The organism is Paenibacillus solisilvae (assembly GCF_042656405.1).
Classification (GTDB): domain Bacteria; phylum Bacillota; class Bacilli; order Paenibacillales; family Paenibacillaceae; genus Paenibacillus_Z; species Paenibacillus_Z solisilvae.
Genome location: NZ_JBHSOW010000080.1, coordinates 178309 through 194458, shown reverse-complemented (window position 1 = coordinate 194458; position 16150 = coordinate 178309). Strand labels below are relative to the sequence as shown.

14 protein-coding genes and 1 other RNA gene are annotated in these 16150 nt (G+C 48.3%); 14 read left to right on the top strand and 1 reads right to left on the bottom strand.

The features are described 5' to 3' along the window. Positions 1–30 precede the first annotated feature (30 nt). The 14 genes from era to ACFPYJ_RS21910 all read left to right on the top strand — a co-directional run bounded on the left by era (position 31) and on the right by ACFPYJ_RS21910 (position 14190). Positions 31–948 (top strand): GTPase Era, encoded by a 918-nt coding sequence (era, locus tag ACFPYJ_RS21975; RefSeq protein ID WP_379190364.1) that lies wholly within the window; start codon positions 31–33, stop codon positions 946–948. A gap of 149 nt (positions 949–1097) precedes the next feature. Beyond that, on the top strand, positions 1098–1256 hold the full coding sequence (locus tag ACFPYJ_RS21970) for a YqzL family protein (RefSeq protein WP_379190363.1): 159 nt from the start codon (positions 1098–1100) through the stop codon (positions 1254–1256). A gap of 32 nt (positions 1257–1288) precedes the next feature. Further along, the gene (gene recO, locus ACFPYJ_RS21965; RefSeq protein ID WP_379190362.1) at positions 1289–2035 is read left to right on the top strand and encodes a DNA repair protein RecO; all 747 of its coding nucleotides are present in this window, start codon (positions 1289–1291) and stop codon (positions 2033–2035) included. 330 nt (positions 2036–2365) lie between these two features. After that, a complete protein-coding gene (gene glyQ / locus ACFPYJ_RS21960; RefSeq protein ID WP_379190361.1) occupies positions 2366–3253 on the top strand; it encodes a glycine--tRNA ligase subunit alpha in 888 nt (295 codons plus the stop codon). Beyond that, entirely contained in the window at positions 3246–5327 is a 2082-nt protein-coding gene (glyS, locus tag ACFPYJ_RS21955; RefSeq protein WP_379190360.1) for a glycine--tRNA ligase subunit beta, read from the top strand. The genes glyQ and glyS overlap by 8 nt, the downstream gene beginning before the upstream one ends. A 27-nt stretch (positions 5328–5354) precedes the next feature. After that, a complete protein-coding gene (locus ACFPYJ_RS21950; RefSeq protein ID WP_379190359.1) occupies positions 5355–6173 on the top strand; it encodes a pyruvate, water dikinase regulatory protein in 819 nt (272 codons plus the stop codon). Positions 6174–6252: 79 nt separating this feature from the next. Further along, positions 6253–6720: a YaiI/YqxD family protein gene (locus ACFPYJ_RS21945; protein WP_379190358.1), complete on the top strand. Its 468-nt coding sequence runs from the start codon at positions 6253–6255 to the stop codon at positions 6718–6720. Between the two features lie 40 nt (positions 6721–6760). Further along, positions 6761–8623 carry a DNA primase gene (gene dnaG, locus ACFPYJ_RS21940; protein ID WP_379190357.1) on the top strand — a complete coding sequence of 621 codons (1863 nt, stop codon included), beginning with the start codon at positions 6761–6763 and terminating at the stop codon, positions 8621–8623. Between the two features lie 18 nt (positions 8624–8641). Further along, positions 8642–9766, top strand: a complete 1125-nt coding sequence (gene rpoD / locus ACFPYJ_RS21935) for an RNA polymerase sigma factor RpoD (RefSeq protein ID WP_379190356.1) — start codon at positions 8642–8644, stop codon at positions 9764–9766. Positions 9767–9927: 161 nt separating this feature from the next. Beyond that, positions 9928–10752: a hypothetical protein gene (locus tag ACFPYJ_RS21930; protein ID WP_379190355.1), complete on the top strand. Its 825-nt coding sequence runs from the start codon at positions 9928–9930 to the stop codon at positions 10750–10752. Beyond that, entirely contained in the window at positions 10752–11516 is a 765-nt protein-coding gene (locus ACFPYJ_RS21925) for a tRNA (adenine(22)-N(1))-methyltransferase (protein WP_379190354.1), read from the top strand. Before ACFPYJ_RS21930 ends, ACFPYJ_RS21925 begins: the two co-directional genes overlap by 1 nt. Beyond that, entirely contained in the window at positions 11507–12628 is a 1122-nt protein-coding gene (locus ACFPYJ_RS21920; RefSeq protein ID WP_379190353.1) for a Nif3-like dinuclear metal center hexameric protein, read from the top strand. Before ACFPYJ_RS21925 ends, ACFPYJ_RS21920 begins: the two co-directional genes overlap by 10 nt. Positions 12629–12709: 81 nt before the next feature. Next, an RNA gene (gene rnpB / locus ACFPYJ_RS21915) (RNase P RNA component class A) lies at positions 12710–13133 on the top strand. A 112-nt stretch (positions 13134–13245) separates the two neighbouring features. Next, a complete protein-coding gene (locus ACFPYJ_RS21910) occupies positions 13246–14190 on the top strand; it encodes an MFS transporter (RefSeq protein WP_379190352.1) in 945 nt (314 codons plus the stop codon). 72 nt (positions 14191–14262) lie between these two features. Here the strand turns inward: ACFPYJ_RS21910 and ACFPYJ_RS21905 are convergent, their stop codons facing one another. Beyond that, positions 14263–16131, bottom strand: coding sequence for a S8 family peptidase (locus tag ACFPYJ_RS21905; protein ID WP_379190351.1), 1869 nt, complete (start codon positions 16129–16131; stop codon positions 14263–14265). Positions 16132–16150 lie beyond the last annotated feature (19 nt).

Sequence of the window (16150 nt, the reverse complement as noted above, 5' to 3'; positions counted from 1 at the left end):
GTTTAGCTGGAAGGGGTCAAACGTACCATTATGAAACCATCATCATCGGAATCAAAGAAGAAATATCATTCGGGGTTTGTGGCCATTATTGGCAGGCCAAACGTCGGAAAATCAACGTTAATTAACGAAATGATCGGGCAGAAGATTGCCATCATGTCGGACAAGCCGCAAACAACCCGAAACAAAATACATGGCGTGTATACGACCGACAATTCCCAGATCGTTTTTCTTGATACGCCGGGCATTCATAAGCCGACTTCAAAGCTTGGTGATTTCATGGTCAAATCTGCCATCGGTACATTGGGTGAAGTGGATGCCGCTTTGTTCCTGATCGATGCATCCGAAGGATTAGGCGGCGGGGACCGATTTATTATCGAAGCTTTGAAAAAAGTGAAAACACCTGTTTTCTTAATCATGAACAAAATTGATAAGATCCATCCGGAAGCTCTGCTGCCGCTTATCGTACAATATAAAGATCTCCATGAATGGGCGGAGGTCATTCCGATTTCTGCACTGCAGGGCAACAATATTAACACCCTTCTCGAAGTTTTGTCGGGATATTTGCCTGAAGGTCCGCAGTATTATCCTGCCGATCAAGTAACGGATCATCCGGAACAATTCGTTTGCGCCGAGCTCATCCGGGAGAAAATATTGCATGCAACCCGCGAAGAAGTTCCTCATTCCATTGCTGTAGCAATTGAGAGCATGAAGGTACAGGACAATGGTGTGGTCAATATCGGTGCGATTATCTTCGTGGAACGGGATTCCCAGAAGGGGATCGTCATTGGGAAGCAGGGAGCGCTGCTTAAAGAGGTCGGTAAACAGGCTAGGCGTGATATTGAACTTCTGCTTGGTTCACGTGTGTTTCTAGAGCTGTGGGTTAAAGTGAAAAAGGATTGGCGCAACCAAGAGCGGGTGTTGAAGGACCTCGGATTCAGAAACGACTAGTTCCTTCATCGGGAACTTCTTTGCAAGTCAAGAAGATTCAAGGAATTTCTTCCAAGTAAAATACCGTTTTTTAACTGGCATAGGAAGGCACCGTTCATCACATCCTATTCGTAAGCAACATTTACTGAGCGCGGAAAGGATGAATACGAATGCGAGACTTTTCGTGGAAGTATTTTACGCTGACCGGGGATGTGGAATCTTTTTTACTTTACAAAGAAGTGGATGGACTGGCGTCAGCAGATACGGCCAGCAGTGGAGAAAGTGAAGCGGAAGACGCTTCTGAAGCGGATCAAGCACAATCGCTTTAAAGCGCCTTGATTGCAAGTTGGGGGAGAACGCGATGCAGTACCGGGTCGAGGGCATTGTCATCCGGAGTATGGACTATGGGGAAAACAATAAAATCATTACGGTCTATACGAAAACGAACGGAAAAGTAGGCATAATCGTTCGAGGCGCCAAAAAAGCCAAAAGCCGGCATGGGGCAATGACACAGCTTTTTACTTATGGGGAATATCTTTATTTTCGCAATAGCGGATTGGGTACGCTGACGCATGGTGAGATTATACAATCTCACCATGTTTTGCGTGAGCAGCTGGAAATGGCTGCTTACTCCTCCTATGCCGCGGAGCTTACCGACCGGGTTCTGCAGGAGGAGGATGCGAGCGTCTATATGTTCGAGCAGCTGCATGCCTGCTTAACCTCTATTGAGGAAGGAAAGGATCCCCAAATTATTATTCAGCTGTATGAATTGAAGATCCTTGAGGCAGCAGGTTATGGACCAAACTTTGAGAACTGTGTTTCCTGCGGAAATGATCAAGGCAGCATGGCGCTCAGCGCACGTTCAGGAGGCGTTTTATGTGAACGATGCCGCTACAGGGATCCTTCAGCTCCTGTACTGACTGACGGAGCTCTAAAACTGCTGAGGCTGTTTAGAAGAATGGATTTGAGAAGGCTCGGAGCGATTCAAGTAAAGGATGAAACGAAAAAGCAGCTGAAGCAGGCCCTTCGGCTGTTAATGGATATGCATATCAATGTGAACTTGAAATCTCGTTCCTTTCTCGATCAGATGGATAAATTCACTTTGTGAACAATTGACATTACAGTCGAAATTAGATATGATAAATTATTATGAATATGGAACGATGATGGAGAAAGTAGCTGGGTCAGTTGACTGTATCAGCGAGCTGGGGATAGTGAAAGCCCGGACAGACGAACCCTGCGAAAGGCGCTCCGGAGTTCATAGCAATTTTCTAAAAGAGGGTTTCCGTGCATCAAGAGGATGCTTCATTCGGAAGCCAAGTAGGGTGGAACCGCGGGAGACAGCTCTCGTCCCTACGTCTGACCAATCAGACGTAGGGGCGACGGGCTTTTTTATATGCTTGCAGCTGCTTACGAACACAAAGGAGAGTCGCGCGTAATGAATTTTCAAAGCATGATTTTGACATTGCAGCAGTTTTGGGCGGAACAAAACTGTATCCTCGTTAATCCGTACGACACGGAGAAGGGTGCAGGAACGATGAATCCGATGACATTCCTGCGGACCATTGGTCCGGAGCCGTGGAATGTCGCCTATGTGGAGCCTTCCCGTCGTCCGGCAGATGGCCGTTATGGCGAGAACCCGAACCGGCTGTACCAGCATCATCAGTTTCAAGTGATTCTTAAGCCATCGCCAGACAACATTCAAGAATTGTACTTGGAGAGCTTAAAGAGACTCGGCGTTGATCCGCTTCATCATGACATCCGTTTTGTTGAGGATAACTGGGAATCACCTACGCTCGGCGCATGGGGGCTGGGCTGGGAAGTTTGGCTCGACGGTATGGAAGTTACGCAGTTCACGTATTTCCAGCAGGTCGGCGGTATTGATGCAAATCCGGTAGCTGTAGAAATCACGTATGGGATGGAGCGTCTTGCTTCCTATATCCAGGACAAAGAAAATGTATTCGATTTGGAATGGGTGGACGGAGTCACTTACGGCGATGTGTTCCTTCAGCCGGAATATGAGCACTCCAAATATACGTTTGAAACATCCGATTCAGCGATGCTCTTCTCACTGTTTAACATGTATGAAGAAGAAGCGAAGAAAACGATGGAGCATAAACTTGTATTTCCTGCTTATGACTATGTGCTTAAATGCTCGCATACGTTCAACCTCTTGGATGCGCGCGGCGCAATCAGTGTAACGGAGCGGACGGGATATATTACGCGTGTCCGTAACTTGGCTCGTTCCTGTGCAGCGACATATCTGGAGGAACGGGAACGTCTCGGCTTCCCGCTGCTTAAGAAAGGGGTGAGCGCGAATGGCTAAAGATCTGCTGCTCGAAATTGGTCTTGAAGAAGTGCCTGCAAGATTTGTCCGCAGCGCGATGAACCAGCTCAAGGAAAAAACAGTGAAGTGGCTTGATACAGCGCGAATCGGTTACAGCAAAGTGGACGCCTATGCAACGCCGCGCCGCATCGCTGTTCTGGTCCATGGCGTTGAAGAGAAGCAAGCGGATGTAAGTGAAGAAGTAAAGGGCCCATCCCGCAAGATCGCTCAGGATGAGCAGGGGCAGTGGAGCAAAGCCGCGCTGGGTTTTGCACGCAGTCAGGGTGTAGATCCGGAACAGTTTTATTTTAAGGAGCTTGCTGGTGTCGAATACATCTATGCCAACAAGAGCAGTATCGGTACGGTAACCAGTGAAGTACTGCCGGATGGCCTGATTTCGATTATCTCATCGATGTCCTTTCCGAAGAATATGCGCTGGGGCAGCTATGACTTCAAATTTGTCCGTCCCATTCGTTGGATGGTCGCCTTGTTTGGCAGTGAAGTTGTTCCAATGGAAATTACGAATGTAAAGTCCGGTAAGACAACACGCGGTCATCGCTTCCTTGGCGGCGAAACGGTTATCGAGGAGCCTTCGCAGTACGTGGAGAAGCTCAGAGAGCAGCATGTTATTGTGGATGTTGCCGAGCGCGAGCAGCTCATTCTGAATCAAATTAATGGACTGGCAGCAGAAAAACATTGGGAAATCGCGATCAAAGATGACCTGCTGGAAGAGGTACTGTTCCTTGTTGAGTTCCCAAGCGTTTTGTTTGGAACCTTTGATCCTTCCTTCTTGAATATCCCGCAGGAAGTACTGATTACTTCAATGCGCGAGCATCAGCGTTATTTCCCGGTTCTGGGCAGCGACGGCAGACTGCTTCCTTTCTTCGTTACGGTTCGCAACGGCGATCTCGTGTCGATTGAACAGGTTGCCAAAGGAAACGAAAAAGTTTTGCGGGCCCGTTTGTCAGATGCGAAGTTCTTCTATGCAGAGGATCAGAAGCTCAAGATCGGTACGGCTCTTAAGAAGCTGGAAACAATTGTTTATCATGAGGAGCTCGGATCGGTTTCCGACAAAGTTCGCAGAATAGAAGCAACGGCGGGTAAGATCTCATCGGCGCTGGCGCTGAAGTCTCAGGATGCTGCGGACATTGATCGAACGGCTGCTATCTGCAAATTTGATTTGGTCACTCAGATGGTCTATGAGTTCCCTGAGCTGCAGGGCATTATGGGTGAGGATTACGCCCGTAAAGCGGGAGAGCGTGAAGAAGTTGCCCGAGCTATTAATGAGCATTATCAGCCGCGCTTTGCGGGGGATCGCGCACCTGCATCCATTGTTGGAGCCGTCGTCAGCTTAGCGGATAAAATCGATACGATTGTCGGCTGCTTCTCGATCGGAATTATTCCGACGGGTTCGCAGGATCCATATGCTTTGCGCCGTCAAGCAGCGGGTATTGTGCAAATTATTCTTGCCCATGGCCTCAAGCTTCCGCTTGATGTTCTGTTCGATCTCTCTTTATCTGTTCATAGCGGTAAATCGATGAAACGCGAAGCATCCGAAATTCGTAAAGATTTATATGAGTTCTTCGCGCTTCGTGTCAAGAACGTACTTTCTGAGCAGGGTACCCGTTATGATGTTGTCGATGCGGTAATGGCTTCCGGCTATCAAGATCTGACACAAACGGTTAACCGTGCTGCTGCTGTTACAACTGCTTCCGCAAGTAATCGCAAAGAAGATTTCAAAAATGTTGTCGATGCTTTGAACCGCGTGTGCAACCTTGCATCGAAAGCAGCGTCTAATGATGTAAAACCGGAGCTGTTTGTCGAAGAAGCAGAGCGCGGATTATTCGCTGCATGGCAGTCGGTTAGTGAGAGCATCGGCCTTGCTGTTGACAATAACGATAGTGCTGGAGCAATTGTGAAGCTTACGGAAATGAAGGATGCCATTAATACATTCTTCGACCGAGTCATGGTTATGGCTGAGGATGAAGCGATTAAAGCCAACCGGTTAGCTTTGCTTGCACGAATCGCCGGAGATATCAGTAAGGTAGCGGACTTCTCGAAATTAGTTTGGTAATCGCAGTTCGTAAAAGGGGAGATAACTATGGCAGCCGATGAACATTCTGAAGTGATCATATATGTCGTTTCGGATTCCGCCGGTGATACTGGCGAGCTTGTTGTACGGGCTGCGGTAGCCCAGTTTCATCCTATAACTGCGGATATCCGCCGGGCGCCGTTCATTCACGATGCAGCGACGCTCGAGCGATTTGTCCTTCAAGCGAAGGAGCATAAAGCCATTATTTTATACACACTGGTTCTTCCTGAACTATGTGAGCGGATAGTGGAATTTGCCGAGGAACAATCCGTGGTTGCGATCGACTTGCTTGGATCACTCATCAGCAGCTTGGAAAACAAAACAAATCGCAGGTCAAGGCAGGAACCAGGTCTTAATCATGTGCTTGACGAGGATTATTTTCGTAAGGTGGAAGCTGTTGAGTTTGCCGTTAAGTACGACGATATGCGTGACACTACAGGCATCTTGAAGGCGGATATCGTACTTGTGGGCGTATCCAGAACCTCGAAGACACCACTTTCCATGTATCTCGCGCACAAGAAATTCAAAGTTGCCAACGTTCCTCTTATGCCGGAGCTTGAACCGCCGGAAGAATTGTTCCAGATTCCAAAGGACAAGGTCATCGGTCTTACGATTAATGTTCAATATTTGAATGTCATTCGTAAAGAACGGCTTAAAGCTTTGGGACTGCCCGATAGTGCTGCTTATGCAACAACAGCCAGGATCGAGCGCGAGCTGGAGTACGCTGCTGCAATTACGAAACGGATTGGTTGTTTGGTCATTGATGTATCCCACAGAGCGGTTGAAGAAACGGCAAGTCTTATTTTGGAGCATATTGAATCGAACTAATGACCCAAGCAGGATTTTTTCGTTATCTGCCGTATATAATAGTACGGTACTTTACTAGAAGATGCGGTGATGCACAAACATGACGAATGTTCCTACCATTGTGGTCGATGCTGATGCTTGTCCGGTTAAACGGGAAATTGTCGAAGTGGCACGAACCTATGCTGTACCTGTACTTATGGTCGCATCTTATGATCACCGGTTGGAGCCGGAGGCTGGCGTACAGATCATGCAGGTTGACAGAAGTGACCAATCCGTCGATTTGTATATTTCAAACCACATCGCCAAAGGGGACATTGTCGTGACGCAGGACTTCGGTCTCGCGACCATCGTTCTATCCAGAGGGGCAATTGCACTTTCGCCGCGAGGTCAAGAATATGATGAGAGCAACATAGAGTATTTGATGGAGCGCAGGCACGAGCTGGCAAAACGCAGACGGGGCGGCGGTAAAACAAAAGGCCCGAAAGCGATGTCGTCAGAGGATCGTGTCTGTTTTCAGCAAAAGCTGACAAAAGTTTTGCAACGCTGGCAGGAGAATGATGAACCGTAGCGAATAGTATTACGTGTCATTTAGGATGAAGGTGAAGGGTATGGCTTACGATAAAATACCGGATTCCGTTATTGAAGCGGTGCTCCGGCATCACGATATCGTAGAAACGGTTGGCAAGTACGTTCACCTCTCGAAGCTCGGGAAATACATGAAGGGGTTATGTCCTTTCCATTCAGAAAAAACGCCATCGTTTACCGTTACGCCGGAGAAGCAGATTTTCTATTGCTATGGGTGCGGTAAAGGCGGGAATTCAATTAAGTTTATTGAGGAAATTGAAGAATATTCATTTCCCGAAGCAGTCCGTTACCTGGCTGAGGAAGCCGGCATTCCTGTAACCTGGTCCGGACAGCAGAATAAGCAAAGCTCTGCAGAGGTCGCAGCCCGTGAGAAAGTGATTGAAGCTCATGAGCTGACTGCTAAGCTTTACCATTATCTGCTCATGAATACCACACATGGTCAGCCGGCGCTGGAATATTTGCGGTCTAGGGGCGTAACAGACAAACAGATCGATCACTTCATGATCGGATATGCACCGCCGGAATGGGACACGCTGGTACGTTTTCTTCTGAAACGGGAGTTTGATGCTGATTTAATGGAGAAGGGCGGATTATTGGTTGCAAAGCAGGATGGAAGCGGCTATATTGATCGTTTTCGAGACCGAATCATGTTCCCAATCTGGAATCGTGATGGTAAAACAATTGCGCTTGCTGGCAGAATGCTTGGAGAAGGGCAGCCCAAATATTTAAACTCGCCTGAAACCATGCTCTTTAACAAGAGCCGAAATTTTTATAATTTTCATCATTCCAGACCAGCCATGAGGAAAAGCCGCCGCATTGTTTTATTCGAAGGCTACATGGATGTTATTAAAGCTTGGAGTGCAGGCGTGAATAACGGCGTCGCAACAATGGGAACCGCACTGACAGATGAGCATGCCGCGCTGCTGTCGCGGAATGTTGATGAAGCGATTCTTTGCTACGACGGAGATAGTGCCGGACAAGCAGCTGTTTTGAAGTCCATTCCGATATTGGAGAAAGTCGGATTGCGGGTTCAAGTGGCCATGCTTCCAAAGGGTATGGATCCCGATGAATACATCGAAGCGCATGGCGCAAATGCGTTTATGAGGGAAACGATTGAACACCCGGTCTCGGTAACAAAATTTAAACTAATATATGCAAAAAAAAGCCATATACTCCTAGAAGAAGAGGGACAGAAGAACTACCTGCTCGAAGCGGTTCGAATTATTGCGGAGCTTGATTCCCCCACTGAGCGTGAGTTTTATCTGAAGGACTTATCCCGTGAGTTTGAATTTTCCTTGGATTCATTGAAGCAGGACTGCTTTCAACAGCGTCAGAAGCTTCAAAAAATGAAACCGCAAGGGGATAATAACGACAATTCGTGGAATAATGGTAGGAATGAAAACAGGAATGAAAACCGTCGTGCGTCCTCTGCACCGCCCGTACTGCCTGCTTATCAAGTAGCCGAACGCAGGCTGCTTGCTCAGATGCTTCAGGATGTGGATACGGCAAAAACGGTGCACGCGAAGCTCGGAGAAGCTTTCAACGTCGAGGATCACGCAGCTCTTGCTGCTTACTTATATGCTTACTATGCGCTAGGACATGATCCGGATGTCAGCCGGTTTATCGCTTCGCTTCAAGATGACCGTCTCGAGCGGACGGCAGCTTCAATCTTAATGATGGACGATGAATTTCCATTCGATGAGCATCTGCTTGTCGAATACATAAAGGAAATTCAAAAAGTGCCGAGATTTCGTGAAATCGAACATAAGAAAGAAGAAATGGTACGAGCGGAACGTTCTGGCGACATGTTATTGGCGGCACAAATTGCAAGTGAGATTATCGCCCTAGAGAGACAGCTTAAAGGTCGGCAGGATGATCGTTTCTAGGGAGGAGGGAGTCGGAATATGGCGAATGATCAACATACTGAGTTAGATACCGAGCAGAAGCTGGAAATTGTTAAAGAACAGCTGATTGAACATGGAAAGAAAAGATCATCCTTAACGTACAAAGAGATTATGGAGAAGCTGTCTCCCTTCGATCAGGATGCAGAACAGATCGACGAGTTTTTTGAACAACTCGATGATATCGGCATTGAAGTTGTGAATGAGAATGACGATCTTCCGATTAGCAACAGGGATGATCAAGAGCGTGAGCCAGACGAGTTCAACTTTGACGATGATTTGGCGCTCCCGCCAGGAATCAAAATCAATGATCCGGTTCGGATGTATCTGAAGGAAATCGGACGGGTGCCTCTGTTATCAGCCGATGATGAGATTGAGCTTGCCAAACGAATCGAGCATGGGGATGACGAGGCGAAACGCAGATTGGCGGAAGCGAACTTGCGGCTCGTTGTAAGTATCGCGAAGCGTTATGTTGGACGCGGCATGCTGTTCTTGGATCTAATTCAAGAGGGCAACATGGGTCTGATTAAAGCGGTTGAGAAATTCGACTTTACGAAGGGCTTTAAGTTTAGTACGTATGCAACATGGTGGATCAGGCAAGCCATTACCCGGGCTATTGCTGACCAAGCTCGTACGATTCGTATCCCTGTCCATATGGTCGAAACAATCAATAAGCTGGTTCGTGTTTCGCGTCAGCTGCTTCAAGAGCTTGGCCGTGAACCGAGTCCGGAGGAAATTGCAGCTGAAATGGATCTAAGCACTGAAAAAGTACGTGAAATTATGAAAATCGCTCAAGAGCCGGTTTCATTGGAAACACCAATTGGGGAAGAAGATGATTCTCATTTAGGGGATTTCATCGAAGATCAGGAGGCTCTGGCGCCAGCTGATGCAGCGGCTTATGAGCTGCTGAAGGAACAATTGGAGGATGTACTGGATACCTTGACCGAGCGTGAAGAGAATGTTCTACGTCTTCGCTTTGGACTTGATGACGGGCGTACGCGCACACTTGAAGAAGTCGGTAAAGTGTTCGGTGTTACTCGTGAGCGTATTCGTCAAATTGAAGCAAAAGCGCTTCGGAAGCTGCGTCATCCAAGCCGAAGCAAACGCTTGAAAGACTTTCTAGAATAAAGAAGATATGGACCTTTCTGCTTCGGCAGCGAGGTCTTTTTTCAAGTACGCCTGAAAAAATTTCGTTAGATCTTGTCAAATCATGTTAAAGGAAAGTCGATCTATGCTGCAAATATTCAGGCGTACCAATTGCCGCCGCTAGAGGGGAACGAACGGCTGACATGGATCAGGAACGTCGTAAAATAATTGTCAAAGAGATCGAACAGTGGCAGCGAAGCAAGCTGCTTCCGGATCAGTATTGTGACTTTCTGCTAAATCTGTACCTGGAAGAAGGAGAAGAGCGTAATCCATCTACTTTCGCCGGTAAGACGGTGAAAGTCCTGCAGCGTGCTTCTTGGAAACACTGGTTTCTTACATTTGGTATTTTTTCCTTGATCTGTTTCGTTGTGCTTTATTTTAACGTTTTTCATCCGCTATTGCAAATCGCTGTTTCGCTGTCTGGCGTGTATATTTTGCTTCTTATTGGACAACGGTTCCGCAGGAAAAATGAGGCATCCGGGCTTGGTTTTATAGGACTCGGAATGCTGTTAATGCTTGGCTGCGGCCTGTATATGCTGAAGCTGAATGAGCTGGATACTTGGGGATGGAAAGCGGCGCTGCTGGGTGTTTGTTCGCTATTCTGGATGATGTTTGGTATTGGCGCCAGCATACCGCTTCTGCATTTGAGCGGCTGGATTGCCGGGTTTCTCGTTTATGCATGGATACTCTCGAACAATACAGAAACCCCTGCATGGTATGAGATACAGCTGTACTGGCTTCCGGCTTCGTTCGTATTTGGCTGGTGCAGCTGGTTCTTTCATCGGTGGTCAAGACCAGTTGCGGCTATTTTGTTCTCAGCAGGCGCGTTAGCTTGGTTCATGCCCGAGCTTTACTCCGCTGTGTTCACCGAGCAAGCATGGCTGCAGATACAGTTTATCGTCAAAATAATAGCGGGAGGCTCGATTCTGTTCTCGCTTCGAAAACAATGGATGGTGTGGGTTGCTTAATGATAAAACTTTCAAAACGTCTGCAAGTGATTGCGGACCGGGTTACGCAAGGAGCGAGGGTAGCGGATATTGGATCGGATCATGCTCTGCTGCCGGTTTATTTGATCCAAAGCGGTAAATGTCCTACAGCGATAGCTGGAGAGCTTAATACAGGTCCCTTCCAGGCTGCAAGGAGGCAGACCGCAGAGGCTGGCTTAAAGGCGGTCGTTCAAGTGCGCCAGGGAGATGGGCTAAGTGTTCTGGAGCCTGGTGAAGCGGATACGGTAACGATTGCGGGAATGGGTGGAAGCTTAATGGCCGATATTCTCGAAGCGGGGTGGCGTGCAGGAAAGCTGACTGGTGTGACGGAACTCGTGCTTCAGCCGAATGTCGGCGAGGATTTTGTCCGCCGCTGGCTTACAGGTCACGCTTATGTTTTGCGCTCTGAGAGGCTCATTGAAGAAGATGGCCATCTCTACGAAATTCTACATGCACATGCATCAGCCGATGAACGGTCGGAGCAAGAAAATGGGCGGGTTTACGATACATCGGTTATTTCTGCGGATCTCACTGAAGAAGTGAAGCTGGAATGGCTCTACAGAATGGGCCCTTTTTTATTAAGGGAGCCCTCTGAGCTGCTTAGGAAGAAATGGAAGTTCGAGATCGATAAGCTGGCAAGAATTTGCAAGCAGCTCTCACTGTCAGACCTAGACGAGTCAAGGGCGAAGCTAACGGCCTATAGAGAAGAAATAAGACAACTTGAGGAGGTGCTTGCATGTTTGTGAACGGTCAGACGCTTGTACAGCTGATGGAGCAGCTGGCTCCCAAGCATTTTGCTGTTGAGAACGACAAGATTGGACTGCAGCTGGGCACTCTCCAGAAGGAAATAACAAAGGTTCTCATTGCGCTTGATGTGACGGATGAAGTTGTAGATGAAGCAATTGCGATTGGAGCCGAGCTGATTATTGCCCATCATGCGATTATATATCGGCCGCTTGCGAAGCTGGATATTTCGACTCCAGCCGGGAAGCTGTATGAGAAACTAATCAAGAATGATATAGCCGTATATATCGCGCATACGAATTTGGATGTAGCCGATGGCGGTATTAATGATTGGATGGCCGACTTGGTTGGCATCGTGGAAGAAGGGCGTACCTGTCTGGAGGATGTACATACGGATAAACTGTATAAGCTGGTGGTCTTTGTTCCGCAAAGCCATCATGAAAAGGTGCTCCAGGCGCTGTGGAATGCAGGCGCAGGGGAGATCGGCAATTACAGCTCGTGCAGCTTTAATATCCAGGGGCAAGGGACCTTTCTGCCTGGTGCAGGGACGAATCCCTACATTGGGGAGCAGGGTCGTCTGGAGTGTGTAGAAGAAGTGCGTGTCGAGACAATCGTACCTTACAGCGTTCATCGAAAGGCTGTCCAAGCGATGTTAAAAGCACATCCCTATGAAGAAGTAGCCTATGACCTCTATCCGATGGATTTGAAGGGCCGTTCCTTCGGCCTTGGCCGCTCAGGTAAGTTGGGCGAACCCATTAAGCTCAGCAGCTTGGTGGACAGGGTTAAAGAGGTATTCGAGGTTCCTATGGTACGTTACGTAGGCGACCCTGAGCGTATGATTCGTAAGGCGGCTGTACTCGGCGGATCCGGCTCCAGATATATTCGTCATGCTATGTTCGCCGGTGCTGATGTTCTCATTACTGGTGACGTTGATTATCACACCGCCCATGATGCGCTTGCTGCCGGCTTGAGCATTATCGATCCAGGTCATAACATTGAGAAAATAATGAAGCCAAGAGTAGCGGACTGGCTGAATAAACAGCTGCAGGAACGCAAATATCAAACGGTCGCGGCTGCATCTTCAGTTGGTACGGAGCCCTTCCGTTTTGTATAAAAGATGTATGATGCTTCTGTATTTGCCATGGATTCAAACTTGAGCTTTTCCTGCATTCTTAGTATACTAGCTAAGCAACGGAAAGTTTGACAGACAATCGCTGGCGGCTGTGAGGCCGCGAGAGGAAAGTCCGGGCTCCGTAGGGCAAAGATGCTGGATAACGTCCAGTCGGCGCGAGCCGAAGGATAGTGCCACAGAAATGGACCGCCGATGGCCGGCTCACGCCGGTACAGGTAAGGGTGGAACCGTGGTGTAAGAGACCACGAGGACCGTTGGTGACAACGGTGCTGGTAAACCCCATCTGGAGCAAGACCGAGAGAACGAAGCAGGCGAGCGGATTTATCCGTTTTGCAACTGCACCCCTGCCCGGGGAGCGTTCGGGTTGGTCGCTTGAGCTGATTAGTAATGATTGGCCTAGATAGATGATTGTCGCTTCACGAGTGGGAGGGTTGTTCCCGTCTGAACCACAAGAAGCACAGAACCCGGCTTACGGCAAACTTTCCATACACAGTAAATAACCCGTGAGGCATTCGCCCTTGCGGGTTATTTGTGTGAAACAGGGAGCAGAGTCTGGGCACATTTGCGACGATGTTTTTCATCGAGAGACCTGTCAAACGGTGGGGCTACAAAACCATGATCATGAGCGGTATTCTGCTCGTAACTTACGCGACGCTGCTCTTTCCATTTATGGCTTCTTTGTGGGTCTGGTTTATGTTAAGGATGGAGTGGGCGATAGCGCGCTTCATTATTGCACACAGCTGTGGATTGTGAGCAGCAGTCCTGCGGATAAGCGAGGGTACATCTCCCTCTATGGGATGGCGTACGGTGTGGGTTTCAGTATCGGTCCATTAGGCATCAATTTAATGCGATTTCGCGATGCAGTTCCTTTTATTACCAGTGCAGTATTCTTCGTCCTTATTCTGCTGCTGGTTGCTAAACTGCCCCATCAATTTCCGGAGAAAGTGGCAAAAGCTGCGCTTCCTGCTGGAAACTGGCATGTGATGGCATACCGTTTTGCCTGGTTTGCTCTTATACCGGGATTTCTTTATGGCCTAATGGAAGCTTCGATGAACAGCAGCTTTCCGCTGTATGGGCTGCGGATTGAACTGAGCGAGCAATGGATCTCCCTGCTGCTTCCCGCTTTGGGTATCGGCAGCCTGCTGCTGATGTTCCCGCTTGGGATGCTGAGTGACCGGATCGGGCGCAAACCGGTTCTCATGGCCTGCGGCTTAGCGGGAGGGCTGCTGTTCCTGACAGTTCCGCTCGCAGGCAATCATGCTGCCGCTTTGCTTGTTCTGCTTGCACTTATAGGCGGCGTAATTGGTTCCTTTTATTCGCTTGGTTTAGCCTACCCAGCCGATGTACTGCCTAAAGTCATCATGCCGACAGCCAATGTCATTGCGTCTATACATTTTAGTATTGGAAGCTTGCTGAGCCCGAGCATAGGCGGGTATGGGATTCGTTATGTATCGGTGTACAGCATGTTTATCCTGTTAGATTTAGCGTATTTATTATTTGCAATATGCGGCTTTTTCTTTAAGAAGAGGGAATGGAGTTCCTAAGATGGAACAGTAGGAAAAACAGTTTAATGAGAAAAAGCGCAGCTGCATACGGATATGCAGCTGCGCTTATTTTTAATGGGCATTGGTGTGGTTATATTTGAACTCAATCTGTTTAAGTCTTCGCTCAACCTGCTTCGGAAACTGCTGCAATGAAACTTTCGTTTGTTTGGCGGCTTCGAGCGCATGGACAATATCGATCTGGCCGTAGCCAAAGTTATTGTCTTTACCTTTGGCACCCAAATCTTTAGCAGATTTGCGCATAATGTCCATGACCTCAACATTGGTCAAATCCGGGTTGATGGAGCGGATCAGACCCGCAAGCGCCGCTACGTGAGGGCTGGCCATTGAAGTTCCCGACAGGGCGGCATACTGACTGCCTGGATACGTACTGGCAATGCTTGCTCCAGGGGCTGCAACATCAATATAGTCACCGTAATTGGAGAAAGACGATTTTGCGCCGTCAGCATCTGTCGACGCAACAGCAAATACCTCAGGATAAGCCGCCGGATATCCTGGACGGTTGGTATTATCATTTCCACTGGCGGCGACTAATACGACGTCGCGATCATAAGCGTACTTTACGGCATCATGCAAAAATTGCGCCTGCGCGTAGTTGCCAAGACTCATATTAATGACCTTAGCGCCATGATCCGTCGCCCAAATGATCCCCTCAGCTACGGAATAGGTAGAGCCTGCGCCGCTGCTGTCCAGAACCTTAACGGGTAAAACCTTGTTATACCAAGATAATCCGGCTACACCTTCGCCATTATTAACAGAAGCTGCAATAATGCCGGAAACATGCGTGCCGTGGCCGACGTCATCCTCTGGCGGCGCCGTATCATCGACTAAGTTCGTTCCATCGGCGATTTTGCCCTTCAGATCGGGGTGATCAAGCTGGACGCCAGTATCAAGGACAGCAATTAGAACCTTCTCACTGCCTTTGGAAACGTTCCAGCCTTTTTCCGCCTCGATGATAGGTAAATTCCACTGATACTGCGAGTAAAGGGCATCGTTTGGAATAATTCCCTTGACCTCGTTGGTCATGTACAAATAATGCGGCTCAACGAATTCGGGATTCCACGATTTTTGAAAATATTTAATCATCGGTTCTGCTTCCATTTTTTTGGAACGGAAGACAAAGGTATAACCGAGCTTCTTGACGGATAGGGCGGATACTTCATTTTTCATCCGGCTCAATTGAGCGTCGGTAGGAGGATGTGGAAACTTCACAACCACTTCGTTGATGTGATAGTGGCTTGCATTTCCGTTCTCTTCACCGTTATCGACCGTAATGTCGCGCGTCGTATTAGGCGTTACGGATTCAATTTTATATTTTCCTTCAGGCGGGTAAGGAACTAAACGCAGGTTTCGCTGTTGATGCTGCTTGACATGCATAACGATATCTTGGAGCAAAATGCCAACCATTCCGTCCCCTGCATGCTCCTTATCCGGAACAGTGATCACCATGTACCGGTGTCCATTCACATTGAACGGCTCCGATGTATATGGTTCTCCGCTATGAAGCATTTTCTTGCCATCGTGCAATCGAGCATTCAATAAGCTTGAACCTGTTGGTTTCTTGCCCTTTGCTAAGCTGTGCCCATCATGGATCCACATAACGTAGACCATCTGTTTATGCATGTTCATGAGATGGGTCAGCTGTGATTCCTTCGATGCTTCAGGCTTTGATTTAGCTTCCATCATAAGCTTGTGGAGATTCTTCGAGCATTCCGTTGTACAGAGCATGGCGGTCGCATCCATATCCTGCTTAACGGTTGCCATCTTCAAATGATGCTCTCCCTTTGCAGACATTGGCTTGAAGGGTGCGGGTCTCTCACTGATCCGGCTCTGGTGGTTTGAATTGCCAAACCAAGGCGTGAGCGGAATTAGAAAAGCGGCAGCCGCAAGCACTGCAAACCAGCCGATCCACTTTCGTCGCATATCGATTGGTACCTCCTCG